This is a genomic window from Bradyrhizobium sp. USDA 3315 (assembly GCF_054056795.1).
The window spans coordinates 3632743-3654469 of sequence record NZ_JBSRYP010000001.1; the positions used below are offsets into that span (position 1 = coordinate 3632743).

Genomic DNA, 21727 nt, shown 5'->3' on the forward strand with positions numbered 1-21727 from the left:
ATTCCAGCCAAATGTCCGTCGATCCCGGCCAACGCAATCGTGGCCGCCGGTCCGGGCAACTGCCGCTCGGTATGCCGGCACGCGAATTCTAAATCCGGTGTCAGAATCTGGCGCATTTGTCAGTTGAAGTCGGGCATCGGCTTGCGTCTTCTGATCATGCTCGCGTGCGGCGATACGAGTTCGCCGCGGTACCAATCAGGGAGGGTTTCATGAAGAACAGGCTTCTCACGTGTCTCACGGCAGCGACGCTCGCTGTCAGCGTTGCGCTTGCACCCGCTGCCCTCGCCAGAGGCGGCGGTGGTGGTGGCGGACATGGCGGAGGTGGCTTCGGTGGCGGCCACGGTGGTGCCATGGGTGCCATGGGTGGTGGCATGCACGGTGGCGGCTTTGGCGGCGGCATGCATGGCGGTGGTTTCGGCGGCGGAATGCGTGGCGGTGGCGCGGCGTTCGCCGCCATGGGCGGCGGCGGGCATTTCGCGGGCGGGCACGTTGGTGGTCCCCGCTTCGTCGGTGCACCGGCAATCGGCCCGCGGTTTGCCGGCGCCGGATTCCGCGGTTCGCGCTTCTTCCATCATGGCGGCTTCTTCCGCCACCACCGCTTCCATCGCTTCGCATTCTTCGGCGCGCCCTATCTCTACGCCGGCTATGACTACGGCTGCTACCGCAGGGTATGGACGGCTTACGGTCTGCAATGGGTCAATGTGTGCGGGGACTATTGGTGATAGCCCAACCAACCGCACCGTTGTCGCGGTCGTCGCCAGACGTTCCATCCTGCCCCGGAATGGGATAGTCTGGCGGCGATCGTCGCGGGGCGGCCGCTCGGAGAGTTTGAGAACTCGGAGAGTTCGACACACCTCGGAGAGTTCAGGAATATGACCGGTGCTCACCGCCGCATTCTCGTCGTCGAGGACGATCCGGAAACCGCGGATCAGCTCGTCGAGGAGCTCACCACCAGCGGCTATGATGTGGATCTGGCGGCGAACGGCCGCGAGGCGCTGAGCCAGGGTGCGGCGCGCGACTATGCCGTGATCACCATCGATCGCATGCTGCCCGACATCGACGGCATCACGGTGATGCGTCAGATGCGCGACGGCGGCATCGCAGTGCCGTTCCTGATCATCAGCGCGCTCGGCGAAATCGACGACCGGGTGCGTGGCTTGCGCGCCGGGGGCGACGACTATCTTGTCAAACCGTTCTCCTTTGTCGAACTGCTGGCGCGGCTGGAGGCGCTTGGCCGCCGCAGCGAGACCGTTGCAAAGGAGACCATCCTGCGGGTCGGCGATCTCGCGATCGATCTGATTTCGCGGACGGCGAGCCGCCGCGGCCGCAGGATTCCGCTGCTGCCGAAGGAATTCCAGCTGCTCGAATACCTGGCGCGCAACGAGGGCCGCGTGGTGTCGCGCGCCATGCTGCTGCGGCATGTGTGGGACCTGCACTTCGATCCCTCGACCAACATCATCGACGTCTATGTCGGACGTTTGCGCCGCAAGGTCGACGACCAGCAAGCCTATCCGCTGATCCACACGATCCGCGGCATCGGGTACTGCCTCCGTGCTCCTGGCTAAGACCCTCAAGTCGTCGACGTTCCGCCTGGCGTTGATCGCCATCGGTGTCTTCGGCCTGATCGTCTCCGCGATCTTCGCCTATGTCTACTGGTCGACGTTGTCCTATGTGCGCGACAGATCCGACCGCGCGATCATGACCGAGCAGGCGAGCCTCGATGATGCCTATGCGCGGTCCGGCCGCGATGGACTGACCGCGTTGATCGCGCAACGCGTCGCGGACAAGGGCTTTGCCGATCATGTGTATTTGTTGGTCGGTCCCGGATCGACCGTGCTGGCGGGAAATCTCAGACAGTGGCCGGCGGGCGCTGCCGAGAAGGGATGGGCTGAATTTCGTGCCTCCCTGCCACAGCTTTCCTCGGGCCCCTCCCTGCTGCGAGGCGTGACGGAAACCCTGTCAAACGGCGATCGGCTGCTGGTCGGCCATGACATCAGCGATCTCGACGGCTTCATGGCGCAGATCAGGGCCGCCGGCATTGCCGTCGTCGTGCTGATCATCGGGCTTGCGGCTGCTGCCAGCATCGGCGTCACGCGGCGAACCGTCGGCCGGATCGAGTCGATCAATGCGACCAGTCGCGCTATCATGCTCTCCGGCCTCGACCAGCGCATCCCGCTTCGCGGCAGCCATGACGAATGGGATCGCGTCGCCGAGAATCTCAATCTGATGCTGGACCGGATCCAGACCCTGATGGGAGACGTCAAGCAGGTCAGCGAAAATATCGCCCACGACCTGCGCACGCCGCTGACCCGGATGCGCGGCCGGCTCGAGAAGGCCTATCACGCCCCGCGGAGCGGCGAGGGGGATGCTGCGCTGATCGGCGACACTATCGCCGATCTCGACGCGGTGCTCGGGATGTTCGCGTCGATCACGCGGATTTCTGAGATCGAGACGCGAGCCCGCAAGGGTGCGTTTCGCACCGTCAATCTCGTCGAGATCGCCGCCGAGGTGGTCGAGCTCTACGATGCCGCGGCTGAGGAGGTTACCACCCGGCTCGACCTTGTCGGCGATCAGGCGGTGCTGGTTACCGGGGACCGTGACCTGCTGTTCGATGCGATTGCCAATCTCGTCGACAACGCCATCAAGCATGGCCGCCCGGGTGGGCGGGTGACGGTGATCTGCGACAACGATGAGCGAGGCGCGGTGATTTCGATCGCCGATGACGGCCCCGGCATACCCGCCGAGCAGCACGACCGCGTCTTCAAGCGGTTCTACCGGCTCGAGCAGAGCCGCTACACGCCGGGCAACGGCCTCGGCCTCAGCCTGGTCGCGGCGGTCGCGAGCCTGCACGGCGCACGGATCGAATTGCGCGACAATGCGCCGGGATTGTTGTGCAGGCTGGTCTTTCCCGCCGCGGAAACGTAGGGCTAGCGCGGAGTGACCCACAAAATCGTTTCGCGAGAATGAAAGCGTATGACCCGCCGGCCAAGCCATACATTCGATGTGGTCCCTGCTTTCGCAGGGACCACGACGGAGTGGAGTCTCTTTCAAAACCTCCCCGCCATCTCCACTAGCCGCCGGTGCGCCGCCTCGCGGGCGGCGCGGATCGGTTCGGTGGGCCCGGTGGTCGGGCCGATCGGCACGAAACGCACGTCGCTGATGCCGATGAAGCGCAGCGCCTCGCGCAGATAGGGCGTTGCCATGTCGATGCGGCCGCGGTTCATGCCGGTGACGAAGTCGCTGCCGCTTGCCAGGATCACGACCGTCGGGCGGTCGTTGAACAGCGGCAGATAGCCCTGCGCCGGATCGAAGCGGAAGGCCAGCCCGGGCTGGATGATGACGTCGAGCCATTGCTTAAACTTGTAGGGAATGCCGAAATTCCACATCGGCGTCGAGATCAGCACGCGATCGGCCAGCGACAGCCGCAGCGCGAGGCGCTCGGCGATTGCGAAGGCGTCGTGCTGCGAACTGGTGAAGCTCTTGCCGCCGATCCGGGCGTATTTGGCCTCGAGCAGATAACCCTCGAATTCCGGCAGCGGTTCGCGCCAGAGGTTCATCGAGTCGATCTCCCAGTCCGGCCGCGCCTGACGGAAGCGATCGAGAAAGGCACGCGCGCCGGCCGCCGATTCCGAATCGGGGCGCGGTGAGCAGTTAAGGTGCAGGAGCTTCGGCACCGCGCCTCCCTAGCCGAGTGCCTTGATCACGGTGTCGGCGTTGGTCACGACGGAGACGTTCTGGAGCGCGAAATTGATCGCGGCGTTGTGCCAGTCGGCATTCATGGTCGAGCAGCAATCCTCCGGCACGATCATGAAATAGCCTTTGTCGGCGCCGGTGCGCGCGGTGTGCTCGACCGACATGTTGGTCCAGGCTCCGGTATTGATAATCATGTCGCGGCCGGTTGCCTTCAGGATGGTCTCGAGCCGGGTGCCTTCCCAGGCGCTCATCCGCATCTTCTCGACCACGAAGTCGCCCGGGCGCGGCTCGAGTCCCGAGACTGGTGCCGCGCCCCAGCTGCCGCGCACCATCGCCTTGCTGTCGACCAACCCCTCGAACAGCGGCGCGTTCAAGGTGACGCCGGGCGCGCCCGGCTCGACGACGAACCAGACATGGATGATGGCGACGCCGCGCGCTCGCGCAGCCTCGGCCACGCGGCGCACATTCTCGACGACATGCTGCTGGCGGGCGTGGGCGGGCGCACCGGACTCGGCGAACGCGCCGCCGTCCATGATGACGTCATTCTGCATGTCCTGGATGATCATCGCGCAGCGTTGCGGATCGAGCTGCATCTCGCCGGCGGCGAGATTCGGCGCAGGCGTTGACGAGGCGGCGCCGGCGCCGCCGCGCTTGCCGCTCATATAGGGCTCGTGGCGCGGGCCGACCTTGGTTGGGATCGCATAGACCGAATGGGTCGCGGTCAGATAGAGCGTGCGGAAGTCGGCGCCGCCCCAGGCGAGGTTGGCGACGAGCTCGGGCAGGCGGACCTTGCCGAGCAGGTCGCCGGCGGGCGAATAGACCCAGACGCCGCCGGGCGCGGTGACCCAGACATTGCCGCGCTGGTCGCATTTCATGCCGTCGGGCAGACCGGCCTCGAGCTCGGAGCGGATGCCGGAGGCGAACACGCGCGGATCGCCGAGCGAGCCGTCCGCCGTGACGTCGAAGGCGCGGATCAGCGCCTGCACGGTGTCGTTGACATAGAGGATGCGCTCGTCGGGCGAGAAGCACAGCCCGTTCGGCTGCTCGAACAAATAGCGGTCGACCAGCAGTTTCGGCGCGCCGCCGCCGGGCGGCACGCGGTAGACGCCCTGGAAGCCGAGCTGGCGCGGCCGTTCGACGCCATAGACCGGCATCCGGCCGTACCAGGGATCGGAGAAATAGATCGCACCGGAGGAATGCACACAGACGTCGTTCGGACTGTTGAGCTCCTGGTTCTCGTAATGCGAAGCCAACACCTCGCGCCGCCCGTCGGGCCGCTCGCGGATCAGCGAAGACGTCGCGTGCTCGCAGACGATCAGATTGAGGTCCGCGTCATAGGTCATGCCGTTGCATTTGTTCGACGGCCGCTTGACCTCGACGACGCCGCGCCGCGCATCCCAGCGCCGGCGCACATCGCTCGGCATGTCGGAGAACAGCAGGAAATGATCGGCCGGATGCCAGATCGGTCCCTCCGTGAAATCGAAGCCGGTCCCGACCTGGCCGACCGGCGCGTACGGATCGATCAGGTCTTCGAACTCGCCGCGCAGCGTGACATGCGTCATCGCCTCGATCCTCTACGCCGGGAACCAGTTGCGCTGCGGCAGGCTCTGCACGACAGGCCCGGGTACCTGGTCATGCAGGCGGCCGACCACCATGCCGCCCTCGATCTTGGCCGGGCGATCGTGCACCGGCAGCAGATAGCGCGAGCTCGAGAGCAGCTTCTTGATCGCGGCCTTCTCGGCGCGCTTGCTGGTGCCGTGGTTGCCGGTGGTGCGCGGCTCGGCGTCGTGGATCTCGTTAAAGGGATTCACGATCTGGTCGTTGAAATCGTAGATCACATCGCCGCAGATCGTCGCGATGCCGTCGGCGGTGTGGACATGGATGTTCATCGAGCCTTCGGTGTGGGCGTTGGCGGCGTCGCAATAGACGCCCGGCATCAGCTCGACCGGGCCGGTGATTTCGAGGTCGAGAAAGCGCAGCGCGCTCTTGGTGTGCAGGCGGTCGATCAGGTGCTTGATGTCCGGCGCCGGATACTGAGGGTGCATCAGGCCGGAGACGGAGTATTCCAGCTCCTTGCGGTTCAGCACGACGGTCGTGTTCATCGGGAACAGATCGTCCTTGCCGGCATGGTCGATGTGCAGATGGGTGTGACAGACGAAACGGACGTCGCCCATCCGCACGCCGTGGCGGGCGAGCTGGTTCTCGATCATGTTCTCGTGAAACTGGAGCCCGCGCATGCCGAGCGTCTCCATGATCTGGTTGGAGCGATAGCCGGTGTCGACCAGCACGGGATAGGGGCCGCCGAGGATCAGGAAGCCGAGCGTCAGCACGCGGCGGGTGCGGCCGCAATTGTGCCCGAGCACGAGGAAGCTCGATTCCAGCTCGATATCGCCATAGTCCAGAATCTTGATCTCTAGCGGCATCTGTCTCCCTCCCAATTCGTGTTCGTTGTTATGTTCGACCCCGCGGTGCGGCTATGGCTGTAGCCGATAGACCCGCGCCGCCGTCGTGCTGAAGATCGCATCGCGCTGTTCGGGGCTCAGCCGTTCGGCTGCCGCCTTGAAAGCGGCGACGAGATCGTGATAGCTGGTCCACAGCTTCTCGATCGGAAAGTTCGAGCCGAACAGGCAGCGGTCGGCGCCGAAGATCGCGACGGTATCGGTCACCACGCCGGCGATATGCGCGGCATCGTTGCGATGGATGAAGGTGCCGAGCCCGGACAATTTCGACACCACGTTCGGGCATCGCGCGAGCCGCGTCATCCCGGTGCGCCAGGCGGCGCGGCCCTGCGGCGACAGATCCTCCAGCATGCCGGCATGCTGCAGGATGAAGGTCACGTCAGGGCAGGCCTCCGCAAGGCCGGCCGTATCGGCCATCTGCGGCGCGAACACCTGCAGGTCAAAACTCCAGCCATAGTCGGCGAGGTGGCCGACATTGCGCCGGATCACGGGGTCGGTGCAGAGATCGGCACGGGCGGCGAAGCGATAGAGCGGATTCTCGTGCCAGTGCAGCTGCATGCGCACGCCGCGCACCAGCGGATAGCGCTTCAACCGATCGAGTTGCGGCCGGACGTCGGCGACGGAGAAATCGGCATAGGCGACGAGGGCGTGCGGCCAGCCGTGCTGGTCCGCGGTCTGCTGCACCCAGGCGGCCTCGTCCTCGAATTGGCCGTTCGGCCAGTTGGTCTGGACATAGACCGAGCGGGTGACGCCGGTGCCCTTGAGGTCGTCGAGATATTCCTCGATCGGATAGTCGCGGCGGATCGGCTCATAGGGGCCGAAGATACGCGGCTGCATCGGGCCGGACAGCCAGGCGAGATCGGCCTGCCGCCAGATGTGATGATGTCCGTCGACAACGCCAGTCACGCGGCTCTCCTTGTTCCAAGCGACAGCAGATGCGCGACGACAGCCGCGCTGGATCCGCCGTCCACGAGATCGTCGACAAAGCGCTGGATCGCGATCAGCGCCTCGGTTTGCGGCGTGAAGTCGGGCGAGGTTGCGAGCGGCGTCAGCCAGCTGAGGCGCCAGGCCCGCCGCGACAGTTTTGCCACGGCATCGCGCAGCGCAGCCGGATCGCCGCGTTCCAGGCCGTCGGAGACGATCACGACCGCGGCGCCGCGGGCATATCCGCCGAACCGGGGCACGGCGAGGAACGCCTGCAGCGCATCGCCGATCCTCGTGCCGCCGTCCCAGTCGCTGACCAGGAAGGACGCCGCGTTCAGCGCCTGCTCGCGCCGCTTCAACCGCAGCGCCGGCGTGACGCGGGTCAGTCTTGTGCCGAAGGTGAAGACCTCGACATTGCCCGCCGCCTGCACCAGCACATGCGCGAGCTTCATGTTCTCCTCGGTGCGCGCCTTCATCGAGCCGGAGACGTCGATCAGGAACAGGATCCTGCGCGGGCGCTGGCGGCGGCGCATCCGCCCGAGCCGCAGCACCTCGCCGTCATTGCGCACGCTGTCGCGCAGCGTGCGGCGCAGATCGGCGAACGGGCCAATGCGTGCACGGCGACGCCGGTGGCCGCGCCGTCGCGGCAGCCGCCGTGCCGCCTCGCGCGACAGTTTGCGCAGCGGATCGCTGGTTGTGGTCTGGGCAAAGCGGCGCTCGACCAATGCCTCGGCGCGCGCCGCGGCGAGGCCGGACTCATTGGCCTCGTCGGCGAGCGGTGGCTCGTCCTCGCCGCGGCCTTCCTCCTGCAGGCGAACGGTCTCCTCATCCTCGCCCTCGGCCTGCTCGATCGCCTCGGCGCCGCGAAAATGGATGTCGAACAGCCGATCATAGGTCGCGCGGCGCTCCGGCGGCGGCGCCAGCGTCGCGAGCCCGGCCTGGCGGATGTGCTCCAGGCTGCGCGGACCGAGCAGCTCGATTGCCGCGAGGAAGCTCGTCGTCTGCTCCGGCGCAACCGAAAAGCCGTTGGCGCGCAGCAGCGCGACGAACGAGACAAATATCCGCGCGGCGCGCGGCAGTTGCAGGTCGTCGTTCACGCGGCCGCCTCCGCGATGATCGCATCGAGCCGCGGTGAAATGAAATGCAGATCCTCCTCGTCCTTTAACGCGACGCCGATCGAGCGCTTGAACGCGTCCGGCCAGCGCGCGCCGCCCTTGTTGAGCAGGGTCGCGGCCTCCGCCCAGTCGACCGCCTCGGCGATCCCGGGCGCCTTGCTCAGCGGCTCGCGGCGCAGCCGGCCGACGGCGGCGACCACCGCGCGGGCGGTGGCCTCGGCGACGCTGGAGGCGCGCATCATCACGATGCGCGCCTCGCGCTCGGCATTTGGATAATCGATCCAGTGATAGACGCAGCGCCGCCGCAGTGCCTCGTGCAGATCGCGCGTCCGGTTCGAGGTCAGCACCACGACGGGATGCTCGGCAGCGCGCACCGTGCCGCGCTCGGGGATCGAGATCTGGAAGTCGGAGAGGAATTCGAGCAGGAAGGCCTCGAACTCCTGATCGGCGCGGTCGATTTCGTCGATCAGCAGCACCGTCGCATCGGGCGCGCGCAGCGCGGCCAGCATCGGACGCTCGATCAGGAAGGCGTCGCCATAGATGTCGATGCTCTCCTCGCCGGCCTGCCGGATCGCCAGCATCTGGCGCGGATAGTTCCACTCGTAGAGGGCAGCGGCGGCGTCGATGCCTTCGTAGCATTGCAGGCGGATCAGCCTGCGGCCGAGCACGGCGGCGATCGCTTTTGCAGCTTCGGTCTTGCCGACACCCGGCGCGCCCTCGAGTAACAGTGGCTTGCCCAGCGCAAGCGAGAGATAGGAGGCGGTCGCGATGCCGTCGTCGGCGAGGTAATAGGCCGCGCGTAGCGCCTTCTCCAGCGCCTCGGGGCTGTCGATGCCGACGATGTTGCTGCGGACCGGCATGGAGAAACCTCAGCGCCGCGGCTGCGGCCGCGCGCCGCCTTGCGCCTTGATCGCGCGGAGCACCTTCTCCGGCGTGATCGGCAGATCGTCGATCCGCACCCCAACCGCGTTGAAGATCGCATTCGCGACCGCAGGAAGCACCGGATTGGCGCACATCTCGCCCGGTCCCTTGGCGCCGAACGGGCCGTCGGGCGCCGGGCGCTCCAGCACTGCGATGTCGTGCGGGCAGATGTCGCCCGGACCCGGCATCAGATATTCGACGAAATCGCGCGGACCGTGCACCGGCTCCGGATAATAGGGCTCCGGCGTCTCGTAAAGCGCGTGGCTGACGCCCATCCAGGCGCCGCCGACCAGCTGCTGCTCGACCAGCCGTGGATTGAGCGCGCGGCCGAGTTCATAGGCGGAGTCCATCCGGACCATGTCGACCTCGCCGGTCTCGTCGTCGACCTCGACCTCGGCAACCAGGCAGGCATGCGCGTAGCATGTCGCAGGCGACATCTCGCCGGTCTCGGGGTCGACGTCGGACAGCGGCACCAGGAAGATGCCTCGGCCGGAGATCGTCTTGCCCTGCTTGAACTGCGCGGCGATCGCGACGTCCTTGGTGGAGATCGAGCGATGCGGCGCGCCCTTGACGTGGATGTTGCCGCGGCCGTCGGTCTCGAGATCGGCGGCATTCACTTCGAGCTCTTCGGCCGCCGCCTCCATCATCACACCGCGCGCCTCGCGCGCCGCCGCCATCACGGCGTTGCCGACGCGATGCGTGCCGCGCGAGGCGAACGAGCCCATGCAGTGCGGGCCGGTGTCGGAATCCGCGGTGTCGACATAGACGTCCTCGACCGGCACGCCGAGCGTCTCGGCGCAGATCTGCCGCGTCACCGACTTCATGCCCTGGCCGAGATCGATCGAGGACAGCGCCACGGTGAACTTGCCGCTGGGGTTGGAGTGCACCAGCGCCTGGCTGGGATCGCCGCCGAGGTTCATGCCGATGGGATAATTGACCGACGCGATGCCGCGCCCACGATGCCGGGTCATGGTCAGCGCCTCCTGGTGCCGAAGACGGAAGAGAAGCGGGTGGCGCCATGCGACGGCGCGCTCGGCCGTGGCGGCGGAGGTGACGGTGGCGGCGAAGAGGGCGGCGGTGGCGGCGGCTCGCGGGTCGCGGCCGGCGCGCGATCATACGTCGTGCGCTGCTGGGACGGTGAGGCCGGCGGTGCATGCGGCTCGCGCGGGGTCGGCGTCACGGCGGCTCGCGCGCCGCCACCATCCTTGCGCGACGACATCCGCTTGAAGTCTTCGCGGAGCGGCCACTTGGCCTTCTCCGCTGCGACCTGCACGCATTCGATCAGCGCGGTGTTCTTGGCCTCACGGCGGTGCGCCTTCATGTCGCCGTCGCGATACGCATTGAGGATCCGGAACTCCATCGGGTCCATGCCGACGAGATGGGCGAGCTTGTCCATCTGGCATTCGATGGCGAAATCCATCGCGGTGACGCCAAAGCCGCGCATCGCGGTCGCGGGCGTCCGGTTGGTGAAGACGCAGTAGACGTCGCCATGAACGTTCGGGATCGTGTAGGGGCCGGGCAGATGGGCGGCGCATTTCACCGCCGCATAGCTCGACAGCCGCGTATAGGCGCCGCTGTCGAAATAGGCGCGCACCTTGCGGGCGACAACGCGGCCGTCGCGCATCACGCCATCCTTGATGTAGATCCGCTCGGCGCCACGCGGCGGCCCGTATTGCATCTCCTCCTCGCGCCCGAACACGTAGCGCACCGGGCGACCGGTCAGCATTGCGCCGAGGATGCAGAGCGGTTCGGTCAGCGTATCGACCTTGCCGCCGAAGCCGCCGCCGACCGTGCCGCCGATGAAGTGGAAGGTGTTGGACGGCACGTCGAGGATCTTCGCGCAGGTGTCGACCGAGAAGAACAGCGCCTGGGTCGAGGTGTAGACGATGTAGCGGCCGTTGGTGTCGGGAGCTGCGATCGAGCCGTTGGTTTCGGTCGGCGCGTGCTCGATCGGCGACATCTGGTAGCGCTGTTCCAGCACATGGTCGGCCGTCGCGAGCGCGCGGTCGGCATCGCCGAAGCGCAGCTGCTGGTGATCATAGGTCTCGTGATAGGTGAAGGTGTTTTTGGGATAGACCTCATTGACCACGGGCGCGCCCGCCTTCAGCGCGTCCTCGACATCGAACACCGCCGGCAGCGGCTCATAGTCGATCTTGACCTTTGCGATGGCCTCATAGGCCTCGCGCGGGCTGTCGGCGACGATCGCGACGATGGGTTCGCCCTTGTAGCGCACCTTGTCGATCGCGAGCGAGGGCTCGTCGTCCTTGCCGAAATTGATCAGGCTGAGCAGCGTGTTCAGGTTGCGCGGCACGTCGGAGGCGCGGATCACGCGCCGGACCCCCTGCGACCGCTCGGCCTCCGAGGTGTCGATGCGGCGGAGTCTTGCATGGGGATGCGCGCTGCGCACCACCTTCAGATGCAGCATGCCCTGCAGCTTGTGGTCATCGAAATAGGGCGAGGTGCCGGTGACATGGCCGAGCATATCCTGGCGCTGCGTGCCTTTGCCGATCTCCTTCAGATGGTCGTCGCGCTCGTCGGCGAAGATATCCTTGCGCAGTTCCAGCATGGCACTGTTCCCTTACGCACGCGCCCGGCCGCCGGAAGCGGCTGATAGCACGGCGTTGATGATCGGCTCGTAGCCGGTGCAGCGGCAGATATTGCCGGAGATCGCCTCGACCACTTCGGCGCGGCTCGGCTGCGGATTGCGGTCGAGCAGCGCCTTCGCGGCCATCAGCATGCCCGGCGTGCAGTAGCCGCACTGCGCGGCGAAATTGTCGGCGAACGCGCGCTGCAGCGGGTGCAGATTGGGGCCGTCCTTGATGCCGTCGAGCGTCTCGACCGAGCGGCCGGCGACCGTTTCGGCGAGCGTCAGGCAGGAGAGATGCAGCTCGCCGTCGATCAGCACGCTGCAGGTGCCGCAGCCGCCCTGGCCGCAGCCGAACTTCGGCGTCATGTCGCCGATCAGTTCCCGGAGCGCGACCAGAAGGTTGGTGCCGCCGTCGACGAAGATCGCGACGTCACGGCCGTTATGCTGGAATTGAAGGGCAGTCTTGGCCATCACGATTTATTCCTGACCGGACAACAGACGACGTAGATGCACGCCGACGATCTCGCGGCGATACCAGGCGCTGGCGAGCGCATTGTCGCCGGGTGACGTTCCCTCAACGGCTGCCGTGGCAGCCGCGCTGATGGTGGAGGCGTCGAGCGTGCGGCCTTCCAGCGCGCGCTCGGCGGCGCGGGCGCGGATCGGCGTCGGCGCCATCGAGCCGAGCGCGACGCGGGCGCCGACGATGCGGCTGCCGTTAACGGGCAGGTGCGCCGCGAGCGTGATCACCGCGCCGCCGTTGGGCTTGATCCGCGCGATCTTGCGGTAGCGGAGGGCCTCAGTGCTGCCGGGTCTGGCAAAGGAGATCGCCAGCACCAGCGATCCGGCCTGCCGGTCGCGCGATTGCAGGAACTCCTCGATCGGGATCTCGCGCCCTCCGAGGCCGCCCTGGACGGACACGGTGGCATCAAGCGCGAGCATCGCGACCGTGAAGTCGCCATACGGCACTGGCGCGAACAGATTGCCGCCGACGGTACCCATGTTGCGCACCGCCGGCCCGCCGATCGAGCGCGCCGGGGCGTGCAGGAAGGCGAGGTCGCGTTCGGCCAGGATGCGGGCGAAGGTGACGCCGGCGCCCAGCGTGATGCGCGAGCCGGTGGCATCGATCCGTGTCATAGCATGGTCGCTGGCGCGCACGATGGTCGAGATCGAGATGTCGCCCTCGTTCAGCGCCCGCATCACCAGCGTGCCGCCGCCGAGATAGCGGGCGCTGCGATCCGAGGACAGCGCCGCCGCGGCGTCATGGGTGCTGGTGAAGGTCTTCACCGTGACTGGCATGATGGTGCTCTCCGCTTACGCGGCCTCCTTCAAATGCCGGCGGATGGCGTCGAAGCCGGCCTGGTAGATGTCTTCCGAAACCATCTGCGTGATGCGCTCGCTGTCTTCGGTCCGCGTCGTGAAGCGCGACTCCCAGTGCCAGAAGGTGCGGTCGCCGTCGGTGACCGGCAGCAGGCGGACATGCGCAACGTAGTTGAACATCGGGATCGGCGTATCGAGCAGGCAGTAGCTGAACGATTGCTCAAGATCGGACAGCGCCAGCAGTTGCTCGCGCAGCTCGGCGCCGTCCTTCAGCTTGAAGCGCCTGACGCAGCCGATCTTGTCGGACGGCTGCGCGCGCTCGATGCCGCTGGTTGCGACCGCCGGATGCCAGCGGTCATGACCGTTGAAATCGCGCAGCACGGCCCACACCGCATCGGTCGGCGCATCCAGGATCGTGCTCTTGACGATATGCGGCACGGCCTATCCCCCGAACGCCCGTTTCAGCGCGTCGAAGCCACCCTGGAACACGCCGCCGCCGATATTGTTGACGAGCTCCGCCTCGCGTTCCGGCGCGCAGTCGAATTCGGCGGTCCATTCCAGAAAGGTCTGGTCGCCGTCGGTGACCGGCGTGAGCCGCAGCGTCGCGACGTAGTTCTCGACGCCCATCGGCGATTCCAGGATCGAATAGGTGCAGAACATGTCGTAGTCGGACAGGCCGAGCAGCTTCTCGCGGATGCGATCGCCGTTGCGCAGCCGGAAATCCCTGACGCAGCCGATCTTGTCGGAGGGCTCGCCGCCCTCGATCCGGCTTTCGGCGATCGCGGGATGCCAGTTCGGCAGCCCGTTGAAATCGCGGACGCGGGCCCAGACCCGGTCGTTGCGGGCGTTGACGACGGTGGAGACGTAAACCCGTGCCATGGCGTCAGCTCAGTCCTTCTTGCGCGGCGTGCGCTCAGGGCGCGCCGGCTCGCCGCCGCCCTCGGGCGCCGCCGGCTTGGCCTCGCCGCCGCTCTTGCGCGCGGAGTCCTTGATGCCTTGCATGTCGCGGGCTTCGCGGATCAGGCCGGGCATCTTGGCGAGGCTGCCGCCCTCGACGCCGATATCCGAGAGGATCGAGTCGATCAGCGGCGCCTGCACGCGGTAGCGCAGCGCCGAGTCGATCACCTCGTCGGTGGCGCTGCGGCCGGTGCCGTTGCCATGGCCATTGCCGTTGAGGCCGTCGACCTGGAGGATGCGGATGCCCTCGATCTTCTCCATCGGCTTGACGCTCTCGCGGACGATGCCCTCGATGCGGTCGAGCAGCTTGCGGCGGAACAGCGAGTAGCGCGCCTGATCGGTCAGCACGTTCTCGGCCTCGTTAAGCAGACGCTGCGCCTCGGCCTCGACCGTGGCACGGACCCGTTCGGCCCCGGCTGCGATCCTGGTTTCCTCGGCCTGCTTTTCGGCGAGCAGCACCTCGACGGTCTTGCGCCGCTTTGCGATCTCGCTTTCGCGCGCGGTGACGACGCGTTCGGCCGCTTCGGTGGCGTGGATCCGGGCATCCTCGGCCGCGGCTCGTGCCGCGGACTCTTCCAGTGATTTCTGATGCAGCGCGATGGCCTTTTCCATCAGCGCGGTCTCGACATCCTTCTCGCGGTTGACCTCGAGCTTGCGCAGCTCGCGCTCGCGGCCGATGCGGGCCTCGTCGAGGCCACGGTCGGAGGCGATGCGGGCGCGTTCGACCTCCTCGCGGGCGACGATCTCGGCCTCCTGCAGCGACTGGTTGCGAGCGACCTCGAGCTGTTCGATCGCACGGCGCCGCTCGATCCGGGCCGCCTCCAGCGCCTGCTCGCGGGAGACGTCGGTGGTGTCGATGTCCTTGCGCGCCACAATTTCGGCCTGCCGGACCTGCCGGTCGGCATCGATCCGCTCGGAGCGCTTGGCGGCGAGCGCGATCACGCGCTCCTCGTCGGCGAGCTCGATCGCCTTCTTCTGGTCGATGTTGAGCACTTCGCGGGTCCTGGAGGAGGCGATCCGCTCACTCTCCAGCGTCAGCTCGACATCGATGCGCTGCCGTTCGATGGCGTCACGGCGCTTCAGCTCGGCGGCCTCGATCGCCTCGGTGCGCGCGATCTCGAGCCCGCGGGTTTCGCGCTCGGCGCGGATGCGCTGCGCGGCGACCGACTTCTCCTGCGAGATCCGCGCCGCCTCGATCGCCTCGCGGGAGGCGATATCGGCTTCCTCGATCGCGCGGGTGCGGGCGATCTCAAGCGCCCGGACGTGCTCTTCCTGGGCGATCCGCGACGCTTCGGTGGCTTCGCGGGCACTGATCCCGGCGATCTCGACCGCCTGGTTGCGCTCGATCTCGAGCTTGCGCGTGGTGTGGTCGGCGGCGATGCGCTCGGCGGCCAGCATCTTCTCGCGCGCGATGCGGGCGGCCTCGACCGCCTTCTGCGCCTCAATCTCGGCTTCCTGGATGGTGCGGACCTGCTGGATTTCCAGCGCGCGGGTGCGCTCGTCCGAGGAGATGCGCTCGACATTGACCGTCATGGTCTGGGCGATGCGCGCCTTCTCGGTGGCCTCGCGCGCGGCGATCTCGGCCTCGTCGACCGCGCGGGTGCGCTCGATCTCGCGGCGCCGGGTCTCCTCCTCATTGGCGATGCGGGCATCGGTGACGACGCGGTCCTGCTGGATCCGGGCCTTCTCGATCGCCTCGCGAGCGGCGATCTCGGCTTCCTCGACCGTGCGCATCCGCTCGATCTCGCGCTGGCGCACCTCGCGCTCGGAGGCGATGCGGGTGGTGTCGACCGAGCGCTGGTTGGCGATCCGGACCTTCTCGATCTCCTCGCGCGCCAGCAGCTCCTTCTCTTCGACCGCCCGCGTCCGCTCGATCTCCTTGTGCCGGGTCTCGCGCTCCGAGGCGATGCGTGCTTCGGTGATCGCCTGCTCGTTGGCGATGCGCGCTTTCTCGATGGCTTCGCGCGCCGCAATCTGGGCCTGCTCCGACTCGGTCTCACGCAGCGCGCGCTCGCGGGCGACTTCGGTGCGCTGCAAGGCGCGGCGCATCTCGATGTCGCGTTCCTGCTCGAGGCGGGCGGTCTCGCTTTCGCGCTCGATCTCCAGCGCCTGCCGCTCGGCCTCGAGATTGCGGGAGCGGATCTTGATCATCGAGTCCTGCTCGATGTCGTTGCGCAGCTTGCGCTTGGCCTCGATGTCCTCCATCAGGCGGGTCAAGCCTTCGGCGTCGAAGCGGTTCGAGGGGTTGAAATATTCGAGGTCGGTCTGATCGAGATCGGTGATCGCGACCGACTCCAGTTCGAGGCCATTCTGCGCCAGTGCTTCGGCGGCATTGGCCTTGACGCGCGCCACATAGTCGCCGCGCTGCTCGTGCATCTGCTCCATCGTCATCTCGGAGGCGACTGAGCGGATCGCGGAGATGAATTTGCCGGAGAGCAGGGTGTGGAGCTGCTCGGGCTCCATGGTGCGGCGGCCGAGCGTGGCGGCAGCGATCGAGACCGCTTCGCGGGTCGGCTGAACCCGGACGTAGAAATCGGCCTCGATGTCGACGCGCATGCGGTCGCGGGTGATCACCGCGTCCTGCCTGGAGCGCACGATCCCCATCGGCAGCACGTTCATGTTGACCGGCGTGTAGTCGTGGATGAAGGGCAGCACGAAGGCGCCGCCATTGATCACCACGCGCTCGCCGAGGAAACCGGTGCGGACGAAGGAGACCTCCTTCGACGAGCGGTGATACAGCCAGTTCACGACATAGACGATGATGACGATCGCGACGATTGCGACGATGAGCCAGAGGATCAATTCACCGACCAGCATCCCCGACATCTCTTCCTCCCTTGGTCACGGCGGCTAGCGCGCGCCGATCGCCTTGAATTTGCGAACCTGATCCGTGAGCGCCCGCTCGACCGGCAGGCGTTCCATCGAGGAGGCGCCGTAGAAGCCGTGGCAGTTGCGGGTCTGCTTCATGATGAAATCGGCATCGGCGGGGTCCGCGATCGGACCGCCATGCGCGAGCACGATGATGTTCGAATTGACGCTGAGCGCGGCCTCGGCCCAGGCCTCGATGCGGGCAGGGCAGTCGGCGAGCTTTGGCGCGGTCTGCGCGCCGATTGTGCCGCCGGTGGTGAGGCCCATATGGCAGACGATGATGTCGGCGCCGGCGATCGCCATCGCGGCAGCCTCCTGCTCGCTGAACACATAGGGCGTGGTCAGCATGTTCTTCTCATGCGCCTTCGCGATCATGTCGATCTCGAGCGCATAGGACATTCCGGTCTCTTCGAGATTGGCGCGGAAGGTGCCGTCAATCAGGCCGACGGTCGGGAAGTTCTGCACGCCGGCAAAGCCGATCGCCTTGAGCTGGTCGAGGAACACATCCATGTCGCGGAACGGATCGGTGCCGTTGACGCCGGCGAGCACCGGCGTCCTGGTCACGACCGGCAGCACCTCGCCGGCCATCTCGACGACGATGGCGTTGGCATCGCCATAGGGCATCAGGCCGGCGAGCGAGCCGCGGCCGGCCATGCGGTAGCGGCCGGAATTGTAGATCACGATCAGGTCGACGCCGCCGGCCTCCTCGCATTTCGCCGACAGTCCGGTGCCGGCGCCGCCGCCGACGATCGGCTCGCCGCGTGCGATCATGGCGTGAAACTTCTTCAACAGCGCTGCGCGTTCAAACCTGGCCATGGGTCACCTCGCCACTCTCCGCCGACCACCGGCGCGTCCGAGCAAGGGGCGGAACGCGCTGACGATGGCGGCGCTGAACTCGGGATCGTTGATGTTGCGCTTGATGTGGATGATCTGCCGGTTGCCGGTCTGGCGCACGGTGCGCTCCAGCGCGCGGAACAACGCTGCATCGGCCTCCGGGTCCCAGAACGGCTGGCCGGGTGCATCGAGCGCGGAGACGCCGCCCTCGGCCAGGAAGAAGCGCACCGGCCCGTCCATCTGGTTGAGCCGTTCGCCGATCCAGCGGCCTATGCGCTCGTTCTCTTCCGGCGTGGTCCGCATCAAGGTGACCTGCGGATTGTGGATGTGGAATTTGCGCTGCCGATAGCGCTCCGGGATCGTGTCGGGTGCGCCGAAGTTGACCATGTCAAGCGCGCCGACCGAGCCGACATAGGGCACGCGGCTGCGGATGATGGCGCCGAAGCGATCCTCGGTCGCCGGGAACACGCCGCCCATCAGGAGGTCGCAGACCTCGGTCGTGGTGAGGTCGATCACGCCGGCGAGTTGGCCGGACTCGACCAGCTTCTCCATCGAGCGGCCGCCGACGCCGGTGGCGTGGAAGACGAGGCACTCGAAATCCTCACGCAACTCGGCCGCGATCTTCTGCACGGCCGGCGTGGTGACGCCGAACATGGTGATGCCGATCGCCGGAAGGTTCGCGCCTGCATCGCGCTGCTTGCCGGCCTGCTCATCGAGCCGCGCCTTGACCATGCCGACCAGCGCATGAGCGCCGTTGCCGAGCACCGTGCGCGAAATCGAGTTGAGACCCTGCACGTCGGCCACCGAATACATCATGGTGATGTCGGCGGGACCGACATAGGGACCGACGTCGCCGGACGCGACCGAGGAGATGATCAGCTTCGGCACCCCGACCGGCAGCGCGCGCATGCCGGGCGCGACCAGCGACGCGCCGCCGGAGCCGCCGGCGGAGATGATCCCGGCGATATTGCCCTGGCGACGCAGCCATCGCTCGAACGCCTCCGCCATCGCCGTCACCGAGGCGCCGCGATCGGCGCCGAACACGCCGGAGCCGCCGCGGCCGTGGTTCAGTGCGATCTCCTGCGCGGTGACATCGCAGCTCGCCGCTTTGCCGCTGGTCGAGACGTCGACCAGTCGCGTGCGCAGGCCGCTGCCGGCGATGATATCGCGGATGAAGCGCAGCTCGGCACCCTTGGTGTCGAGCGTGCCGACGATGAGGACGACCGGTGGCCCGGACGTTCGGGAGGTCGTCGGTTCGCGTCGCTGCCGGGTTGCCTCCTCGAGCCGAGTGACCCCGGTGGACCGCGTCCGTGCGGCGGCCTCGATGCGGGCGATCGGCACCGGCTGCGACCAGCGGGTCGGCAGCACGGGATTGGAGACGTAGATGCGGGTCGGCCCCTTGCGTTCCGGCTGCGGGGCACCGACCGCTTCGGCCTTCGCCGGTGCTGGCTCGGCGTCGGTCTCGTCGGCGCCATGGGTGCCGACGCCGAGCAACCGCTGCTGCAGCTCGCGGTCGGTTGCAAGGCGGGCGGAATCGATGATCCGGTTGATCCGGCCATTGACCATGATGGCGACGTTGCGCGACACCGCCGTCGCCACACCGATGTTCTGCTCGATGACCAGCACGGAGATGTCCCCCTCATCGCCGAGCCGCAGCAGCATGTCCTCGACCTGGGCGACGATCACGGGCGCAAGGCCTTCGGTCGGCTCGTCCATGATCAAGAGATGCGGATTGGTCAGCAGCGCACGCGCGATCGCGAGCATCTGCTGCTCGCCGCCGGACAGCTGGTTGCCGCCGTTGGTCTTGCGCTCGGCGAGGCGCGGGAAGGTGTCGTAGATTCGCTCGATGGTCCAGGCGCCGCGCCGCAGGCCGCCGGCAAGCGCAAGGTGCTCGTCGACGGCCAGCGACCGCCACAGGCGGCGGCCCTGCGGCACATAGCCGACGCCGAGCCGGGCGATCCGCGCCGGATTGAGCCGCGTGACCTCCTCGCCGCGGATCCGGATCGAGCCGCCGCTGGCGCGCACGAGGCCCATGATGGCCTTGCACAGCGTGGTCTTGCCCATGCCGTTGCGGCCGACCACCGAGAACACGCCGGACTCGAGCGTGAGATCGACGCCCTGCAGCGCATGCGAATGGCCGTAATAGACGTCGAGGCCCTTCACCTCGAGCGCGGGCACTGCTCGGCGGTCATTCATGGCCGCCTCCGAGATAGAGCTCCTGCACCTCGGGATCGGATTCGATCTCGCGCGGCAGGCCTTCCTTGAAGATGCGGCCGTTGTGCATCATCGTCACGCTCTCGACGACGCGCAGCGCGACGTCCATGTCGTGCTCGATGATGATGTAGCCGATATGCGCCGGCAGCGAGGTCAGGATCTCGATCAGCTCGCGCCGCTCGGTAGGCGACAGCCCCGCTGCCGGCTCGTCGAACAGGATGAAGCGCGGCGCGCCGGCGAGCGCCAGCGCGATCTCGAGCTGCCGCTGCTGGCCATGTGCGAGTTCGGCGACGCGCTGGTCCTTCACGCCGCTGAGGTGAACCGCCTGTACCAGCGTTTCGGTCGCGTGCATCAGCGCATCGTTCTGCCCCGGGCGCAGGAACGAGAACCGGCCGCGCGAGACGCCGCGGCAGGCGAGGTAGACGTTGTCCTGCACCGTGAGGCCGGGGAACAGCGCCGAGATCTGGTAGGTGCGGCGTAAGCCCCGGCGGATCCGCTCATAGGGCGGGAACTGGGTGATATCCTCGCCGAAGAAGCGGATCGTGCCGGAGGAAGGCGGAAAGTCGCCGGTGATGCAGTTGAACAGCGTCGTCTTGCCGGCGCCGTTCGAGCCAAGCACCGCGCGCCTTTCGCCGGGTCGCACCGTGATGGTGACGTCGGTCAGCGCCGCCAGCGCGCCGAACAGCCTGGTCACGCCGCGCAGCTCGAGCGCCGCGCCGGCGCCGACCACGGACAGCCGCTGCGCGACGCTATCCATGGCGGCCTCCGCCTGAACGTTGCGTCGAGGATGCATTGCGCTGCCGCCAGCGTTCCCACAGGCCGATCACGCCATCCGACGACCAGAACACGATGGCGAGGAAGCCGAGCCCGATCAGCAGCCGGAAGCGGTTGCCGTCGAGCCCGAACTTGATCAGCACGTCGAGCGCGAAGGTCCGCAGTAGCACGAAGATCAGCGCGCCGATGAAGGGTCCGATCGGCCGCGTGATGCCGCCCACCACGGCGATGATCAGGACGTCGATGCAGGCGCCGACGCTGACCGAGCCGGGCGAGATCTGCCGGTAGTTCCAGACCTGCAGCACGCCGCCGAGCGCGGCGATGAAGGCGGCGAAGGCGTAGGCCGCGATGCGGTGCGCATTGGGGTTGAAGCCGAGCGCCGCCATGCGGCGGGAATTGTCGCGGACACCCTGCAGCGCGAGGCCGAACGGCGCCCGCGAGACATACTGGACGGCGAAGTAGCAGATCGCGGCGACGCCGAGCGTGACATAATAGAAGGCGATATCGGCGCGCCAGTCGACGCCCCAGAACTGCGGCGTCGCGACGGTGTTGATGCCGGTGTGGCCGTTGAAGATCGCCCAATTCTGGTTGGTAAAGTAGTAGAACGCGGCGCCGATCGCGAGCGTAATCATGATGGTGTAGATGCCCTCGGTGCGCACCGCGAGCGCGCCGCCGAGCGTGCCGAACAGCGTCGCCAGCGCCAGCGCCATCGGGGTTGCCAGCCACCACGGCCAGCCGAGGCTGATATTGGCGTTGCCGCTGATGCCGAACACCGCGACCATGTAGCCGGCGAAGCCCGCGATGGTGAGCTGCATCAGGCTGACCATGTCGCCATAGCCGGCGAGGAACATCAGGCTGAGCGCGATGATGCCGAGGATCAGCGTGGTGGCGAAGATCTCGATCAGGAAGAAACCGTTGGCGATCAGCGGCATGATCACGAGGATCAGCGCGACCAGCCAGGCCGCCGGGTTCTGGAATTCCGGCCAGGCACGGATGAAGGCTCGGCGGGCCGCGTTGGCGGATGGATCGGGGCGGAACTGGGTGCTCTGGAGCAGCGACATCTG

General features: G+C 67.2%; 20 protein-coding genes. 3 read left to right on the forward strand and 17 right to left on the reverse strand.

Going from position 1 to position 21727, the window contains the following annotated elements:
• The first annotated feature begins 209 nt into the window (after nt 1-209).
• From ACVIYL_RS16710 to ACVIYL_RS16720, 3 genes are all read left to right on the forward strand, one after another.
• Entirely contained in the window at nt 210-722 is a 513-nt protein-coding gene (locus ACVIYL_RS16710; protein WP_283068511.1) for a hypothetical protein, read from the forward strand.
• A 150-nt stretch (nt 723-872) separates the two neighbouring features.
• On the forward strand, nt 873-1565 hold the full coding sequence (locus tag ACVIYL_RS16715) for a response regulator transcription factor (RefSeq protein ID WP_028333329.1): 693 nt from the start codon (nt 873-875) through the stop codon (nt 1563-1565).
• Nucleotides 1552-2925, forward strand: coding sequence for a sensor histidine kinase (locus tag ACVIYL_RS16720; RefSeq protein ID WP_253607021.1), 1374 nt, complete (start codon nt 1552-1554; stop codon nt 2923-2925). The genes ACVIYL_RS16715 and ACVIYL_RS16720 overlap by 14 nt, the downstream gene beginning before the upstream one ends.
• 122 nt (nt 2926-3047) lie before the next feature.
• Here ACVIYL_RS16720 and ACVIYL_RS16725 read toward each other — a convergent pair whose 3' ends face one another.
• From ACVIYL_RS16725 to ACVIYL_RS16805, 17 genes are read right to left on the reverse strand one after another with little or no spacing between them, the layout of a single operon-like run.
• The gene (locus ACVIYL_RS16725; RefSeq protein ID WP_456779196.1) at nt 3048-3674 is read right to left on the reverse strand and encodes an FMN-dependent NADH-azoreductase; all 627 of its coding nucleotides are present in this window, start codon (nt 3672-3674) and stop codon (nt 3048-3050) included.
• A 9-nt stretch (nt 3675-3683) separates the two neighbouring features.
• Nucleotides 3684-5255, reverse strand: coding sequence for an isochorismatase family protein (locus ACVIYL_RS16730; RefSeq protein ID WP_456779197.1), 1572 nt, complete (start codon nt 5253-5255; stop codon nt 3684-3686).
• Between the two features lie 12 nt (nt 5256-5267).
• A complete protein-coding gene (locus tag ACVIYL_RS16735) occupies nt 5268-6116 on the reverse strand; it encodes an MBL fold metallo-hydrolase (protein ID WP_026193286.1) in 849 nt (282 codons plus the stop codon).
• 51 nt (nt 6117-6167) lie between these two features.
• Entirely contained in the window at nt 6168-7058 is an 891-nt protein-coding gene (locus tag ACVIYL_RS16740) for an amidohydrolase family protein (RefSeq protein WP_456779198.1), read from the reverse strand.
• A complete protein-coding gene (locus ACVIYL_RS16745) occupies nt 7055-8173 on the reverse strand; it encodes a vWA domain-containing protein (RefSeq protein ID WP_253607024.1) in 1119 nt (372 codons plus the stop codon). The genes ACVIYL_RS16740 and ACVIYL_RS16745 overlap by 4 nt, the downstream gene beginning before the upstream one ends.
• Complete coding sequence (locus ACVIYL_RS16750) at nt 8170-9051, reverse strand: AAA family ATPase (RefSeq protein WP_028338483.1); 882 nt, start codon at nt 9049-9051, stop codon at nt 8170-8172. Before ACVIYL_RS16750 ends, ACVIYL_RS16745 begins: the two co-directional genes overlap by 4 nt.
• Nucleotides 9052-9060: 9 nt before the next feature.
• Nucleotides 9061-10083: a xanthine dehydrogenase family protein molybdopterin-binding subunit gene (locus ACVIYL_RS16755; protein ID WP_028333322.1), complete on the reverse strand. Its 1023-nt coding sequence runs from the start codon at nt 10081-10083 to the stop codon at nt 9061-9063.
• 2 nt (nt 10084-10085) lie between these two features.
• Nucleotides 10086-11678: a xanthine dehydrogenase family protein molybdopterin-binding subunit gene (locus ACVIYL_RS16760; protein ID WP_456779199.1), complete on the reverse strand. Its 1593-nt coding sequence runs from the start codon at nt 11676-11678 to the stop codon at nt 10086-10088.
• A gap of 12 nt (nt 11679-11690) precedes the next feature.
• Nucleotides 11691-12170, reverse strand: coding sequence for a (2Fe-2S)-binding protein (locus ACVIYL_RS16765; protein ID WP_028333320.1), 480 nt, complete (start codon nt 12168-12170; stop codon nt 11691-11693).
• Nucleotides 12171-12176: 6 nt separating this feature from the next.
• Complete coding sequence (locus ACVIYL_RS16770) at nt 12177-12995, reverse strand: FAD binding domain-containing protein (protein WP_456779200.1); 819 nt, start codon at nt 12993-12995, stop codon at nt 12177-12179.
• Nucleotides 12996-13010: 15 nt separating this feature from the next.
• The gene (locus tag ACVIYL_RS16775; protein WP_050387585.1) at nt 13011-13454 is read right to left on the reverse strand and encodes an SRPBCC family protein; all 444 of its coding nucleotides are present in this window, start codon (nt 13452-13454) and stop codon (nt 13011-13013) included.
• A gap of 3 nt (nt 13455-13457) precedes the next feature.
• Nucleotides 13458-13895, reverse strand: a complete 438-nt coding sequence (locus ACVIYL_RS16780) for an SRPBCC family protein (RefSeq protein WP_016847814.1) — start codon at nt 13893-13895, stop codon at nt 13458-13460.
• A gap of 9 nt (nt 13896-13904) precedes the next feature.
• A complete protein-coding gene (locus tag ACVIYL_RS16785) occupies nt 13905-16799 on the reverse strand; it encodes a flotillin family protein (protein WP_225158678.1) in 2895 nt (964 codons plus the stop codon).
• Nucleotides 16800-16823: 24 nt separating this feature from the next.
• A complete protein-coding gene (locus ACVIYL_RS16790; protein WP_141343038.1) occupies nt 16824-17657 on the reverse strand; it encodes a phosphoenolpyruvate hydrolase family protein in 834 nt (277 codons plus the stop codon).
• A 3-nt stretch (nt 17658-17660) separates the two neighbouring features.
• Nucleotides 17661-19871: a Tm-1-like ATP-binding domain-containing protein gene (locus ACVIYL_RS16795; RefSeq protein WP_456779201.1), complete on the reverse strand. Its 2211-nt coding sequence runs from the start codon at nt 19869-19871 to the stop codon at nt 17661-17663.
• Nucleotides 19864-20646, reverse strand: a complete 783-nt coding sequence (locus ACVIYL_RS16800) for an ABC transporter ATP-binding protein (protein WP_016847809.1) — start codon at nt 20644-20646, stop codon at nt 19864-19866. The genes ACVIYL_RS16795 and ACVIYL_RS16800 overlap by 8 nt, the downstream gene beginning before the upstream one ends.
• Complete coding sequence (locus ACVIYL_RS16805) at nt 20639-21724, reverse strand: branched-chain amino acid ABC transporter permease (protein WP_456779202.1); 1086 nt, start codon at nt 21722-21724, stop codon at nt 20639-20641. The genes ACVIYL_RS16800 and ACVIYL_RS16805 overlap by 8 nt, the downstream gene beginning before the upstream one ends.
• Nucleotides 21725-21727: the final 3 nt, after the last annotated feature.

Coding starts and splice junctions, on each gene's coding strand:
- ACVIYL_RS16710 (WP_283068511.1), top strand. CDS start 210: ATGAAGAACAGGCTTCTCACGTGTCTCACGGCAGCGACGCTCGCTGTC.
- ACVIYL_RS16715 (WP_028333329.1), top strand. CDS start 873: ATGACCGGTGCTCACCGCCGCATTCTCGTCGTCGAGGACGATCCGGAA.
- ACVIYL_RS16730 (WP_456779197.1), bottom strand. CDS start 5,255: ATGACGCATGTCACGCTGCGCGGCGAGTTCGAAGACCTGATCGATCCG.
- ACVIYL_RS16735 (WP_026193286.1), bottom strand. CDS start 6,116: ATGCCGCTAGAGATCAAGATTCTGGACTATGGCGATATCGAGCTGGAA.
- ACVIYL_RS16750 (WP_028338483.1), bottom strand. CDS start 9,051: ATGCCGGTCCGCAGCAACATCGTCGGCATCGACAGCCCCGAGGCGCTG.
- ACVIYL_RS16755 (WP_028333322.1), bottom strand. CDS start 10,083: ATGACCCGGCATCGTGGGCGCGGCATCGCGTCGGTCAATTATCCCATC.
- ACVIYL_RS16760 (WP_456779199.1), bottom strand. CDS start 11,678: ATGCTGGAACTGCGCAAGGATATCTTCGCCGACGAGCGCGACGACCAT.
- ACVIYL_RS16765 (WP_028333320.1), bottom strand. CDS start 12,170: ATGGCCAAGACTGCCCTTCAATTCCAGCATAACGGCCGTGACGTCGCG.
- ACVIYL_RS16770 (WP_456779200.1), bottom strand. CDS start 12,995: ATGCCAGTCACGGTGAAGACCTTCACCAGCACCCATGACGCCGCGGCG.
- ACVIYL_RS16780 (WP_016847814.1), bottom strand. CDS start 13,895: ATGGCACGGGTTTACGTCTCCACCGTCGTCAACGCCCGCAACGACCGG.
- ACVIYL_RS16785 (WP_225158678.1), bottom strand. CDS start 16,799: ATGTCGGGGATGCTGGTCGGTGAATTGATCCTCTGGCTCATCGTCGCA.
- ACVIYL_RS16790 (WP_141343038.1), bottom strand. CDS start 17,657: ATGGCCAGGTTTGAACGCGCAGCGCTGTTGAAGAAGTTTCACGCCATG.
- ACVIYL_RS16795 (WP_456779201.1), bottom strand. CDS start 19,871: ATGAATGACCGCCGAGCAGTGCCCGCGCTCGAGGTGAAGGGCCTCGAC.
- ACVIYL_RS16800 (WP_016847809.1), bottom strand. CDS start 20,646: ATGGATAGCGTCGCGCAGCGGCTGTCCGTGGTCGGCGCCGGCGCGGCG.
- ACVIYL_RS16805 (WP_456779202.1), bottom strand. CDS start 21,724: ATGTCGCTGCTCCAGAGCACCCAGTTCCGCCCCGATCCATCCGCCAAC.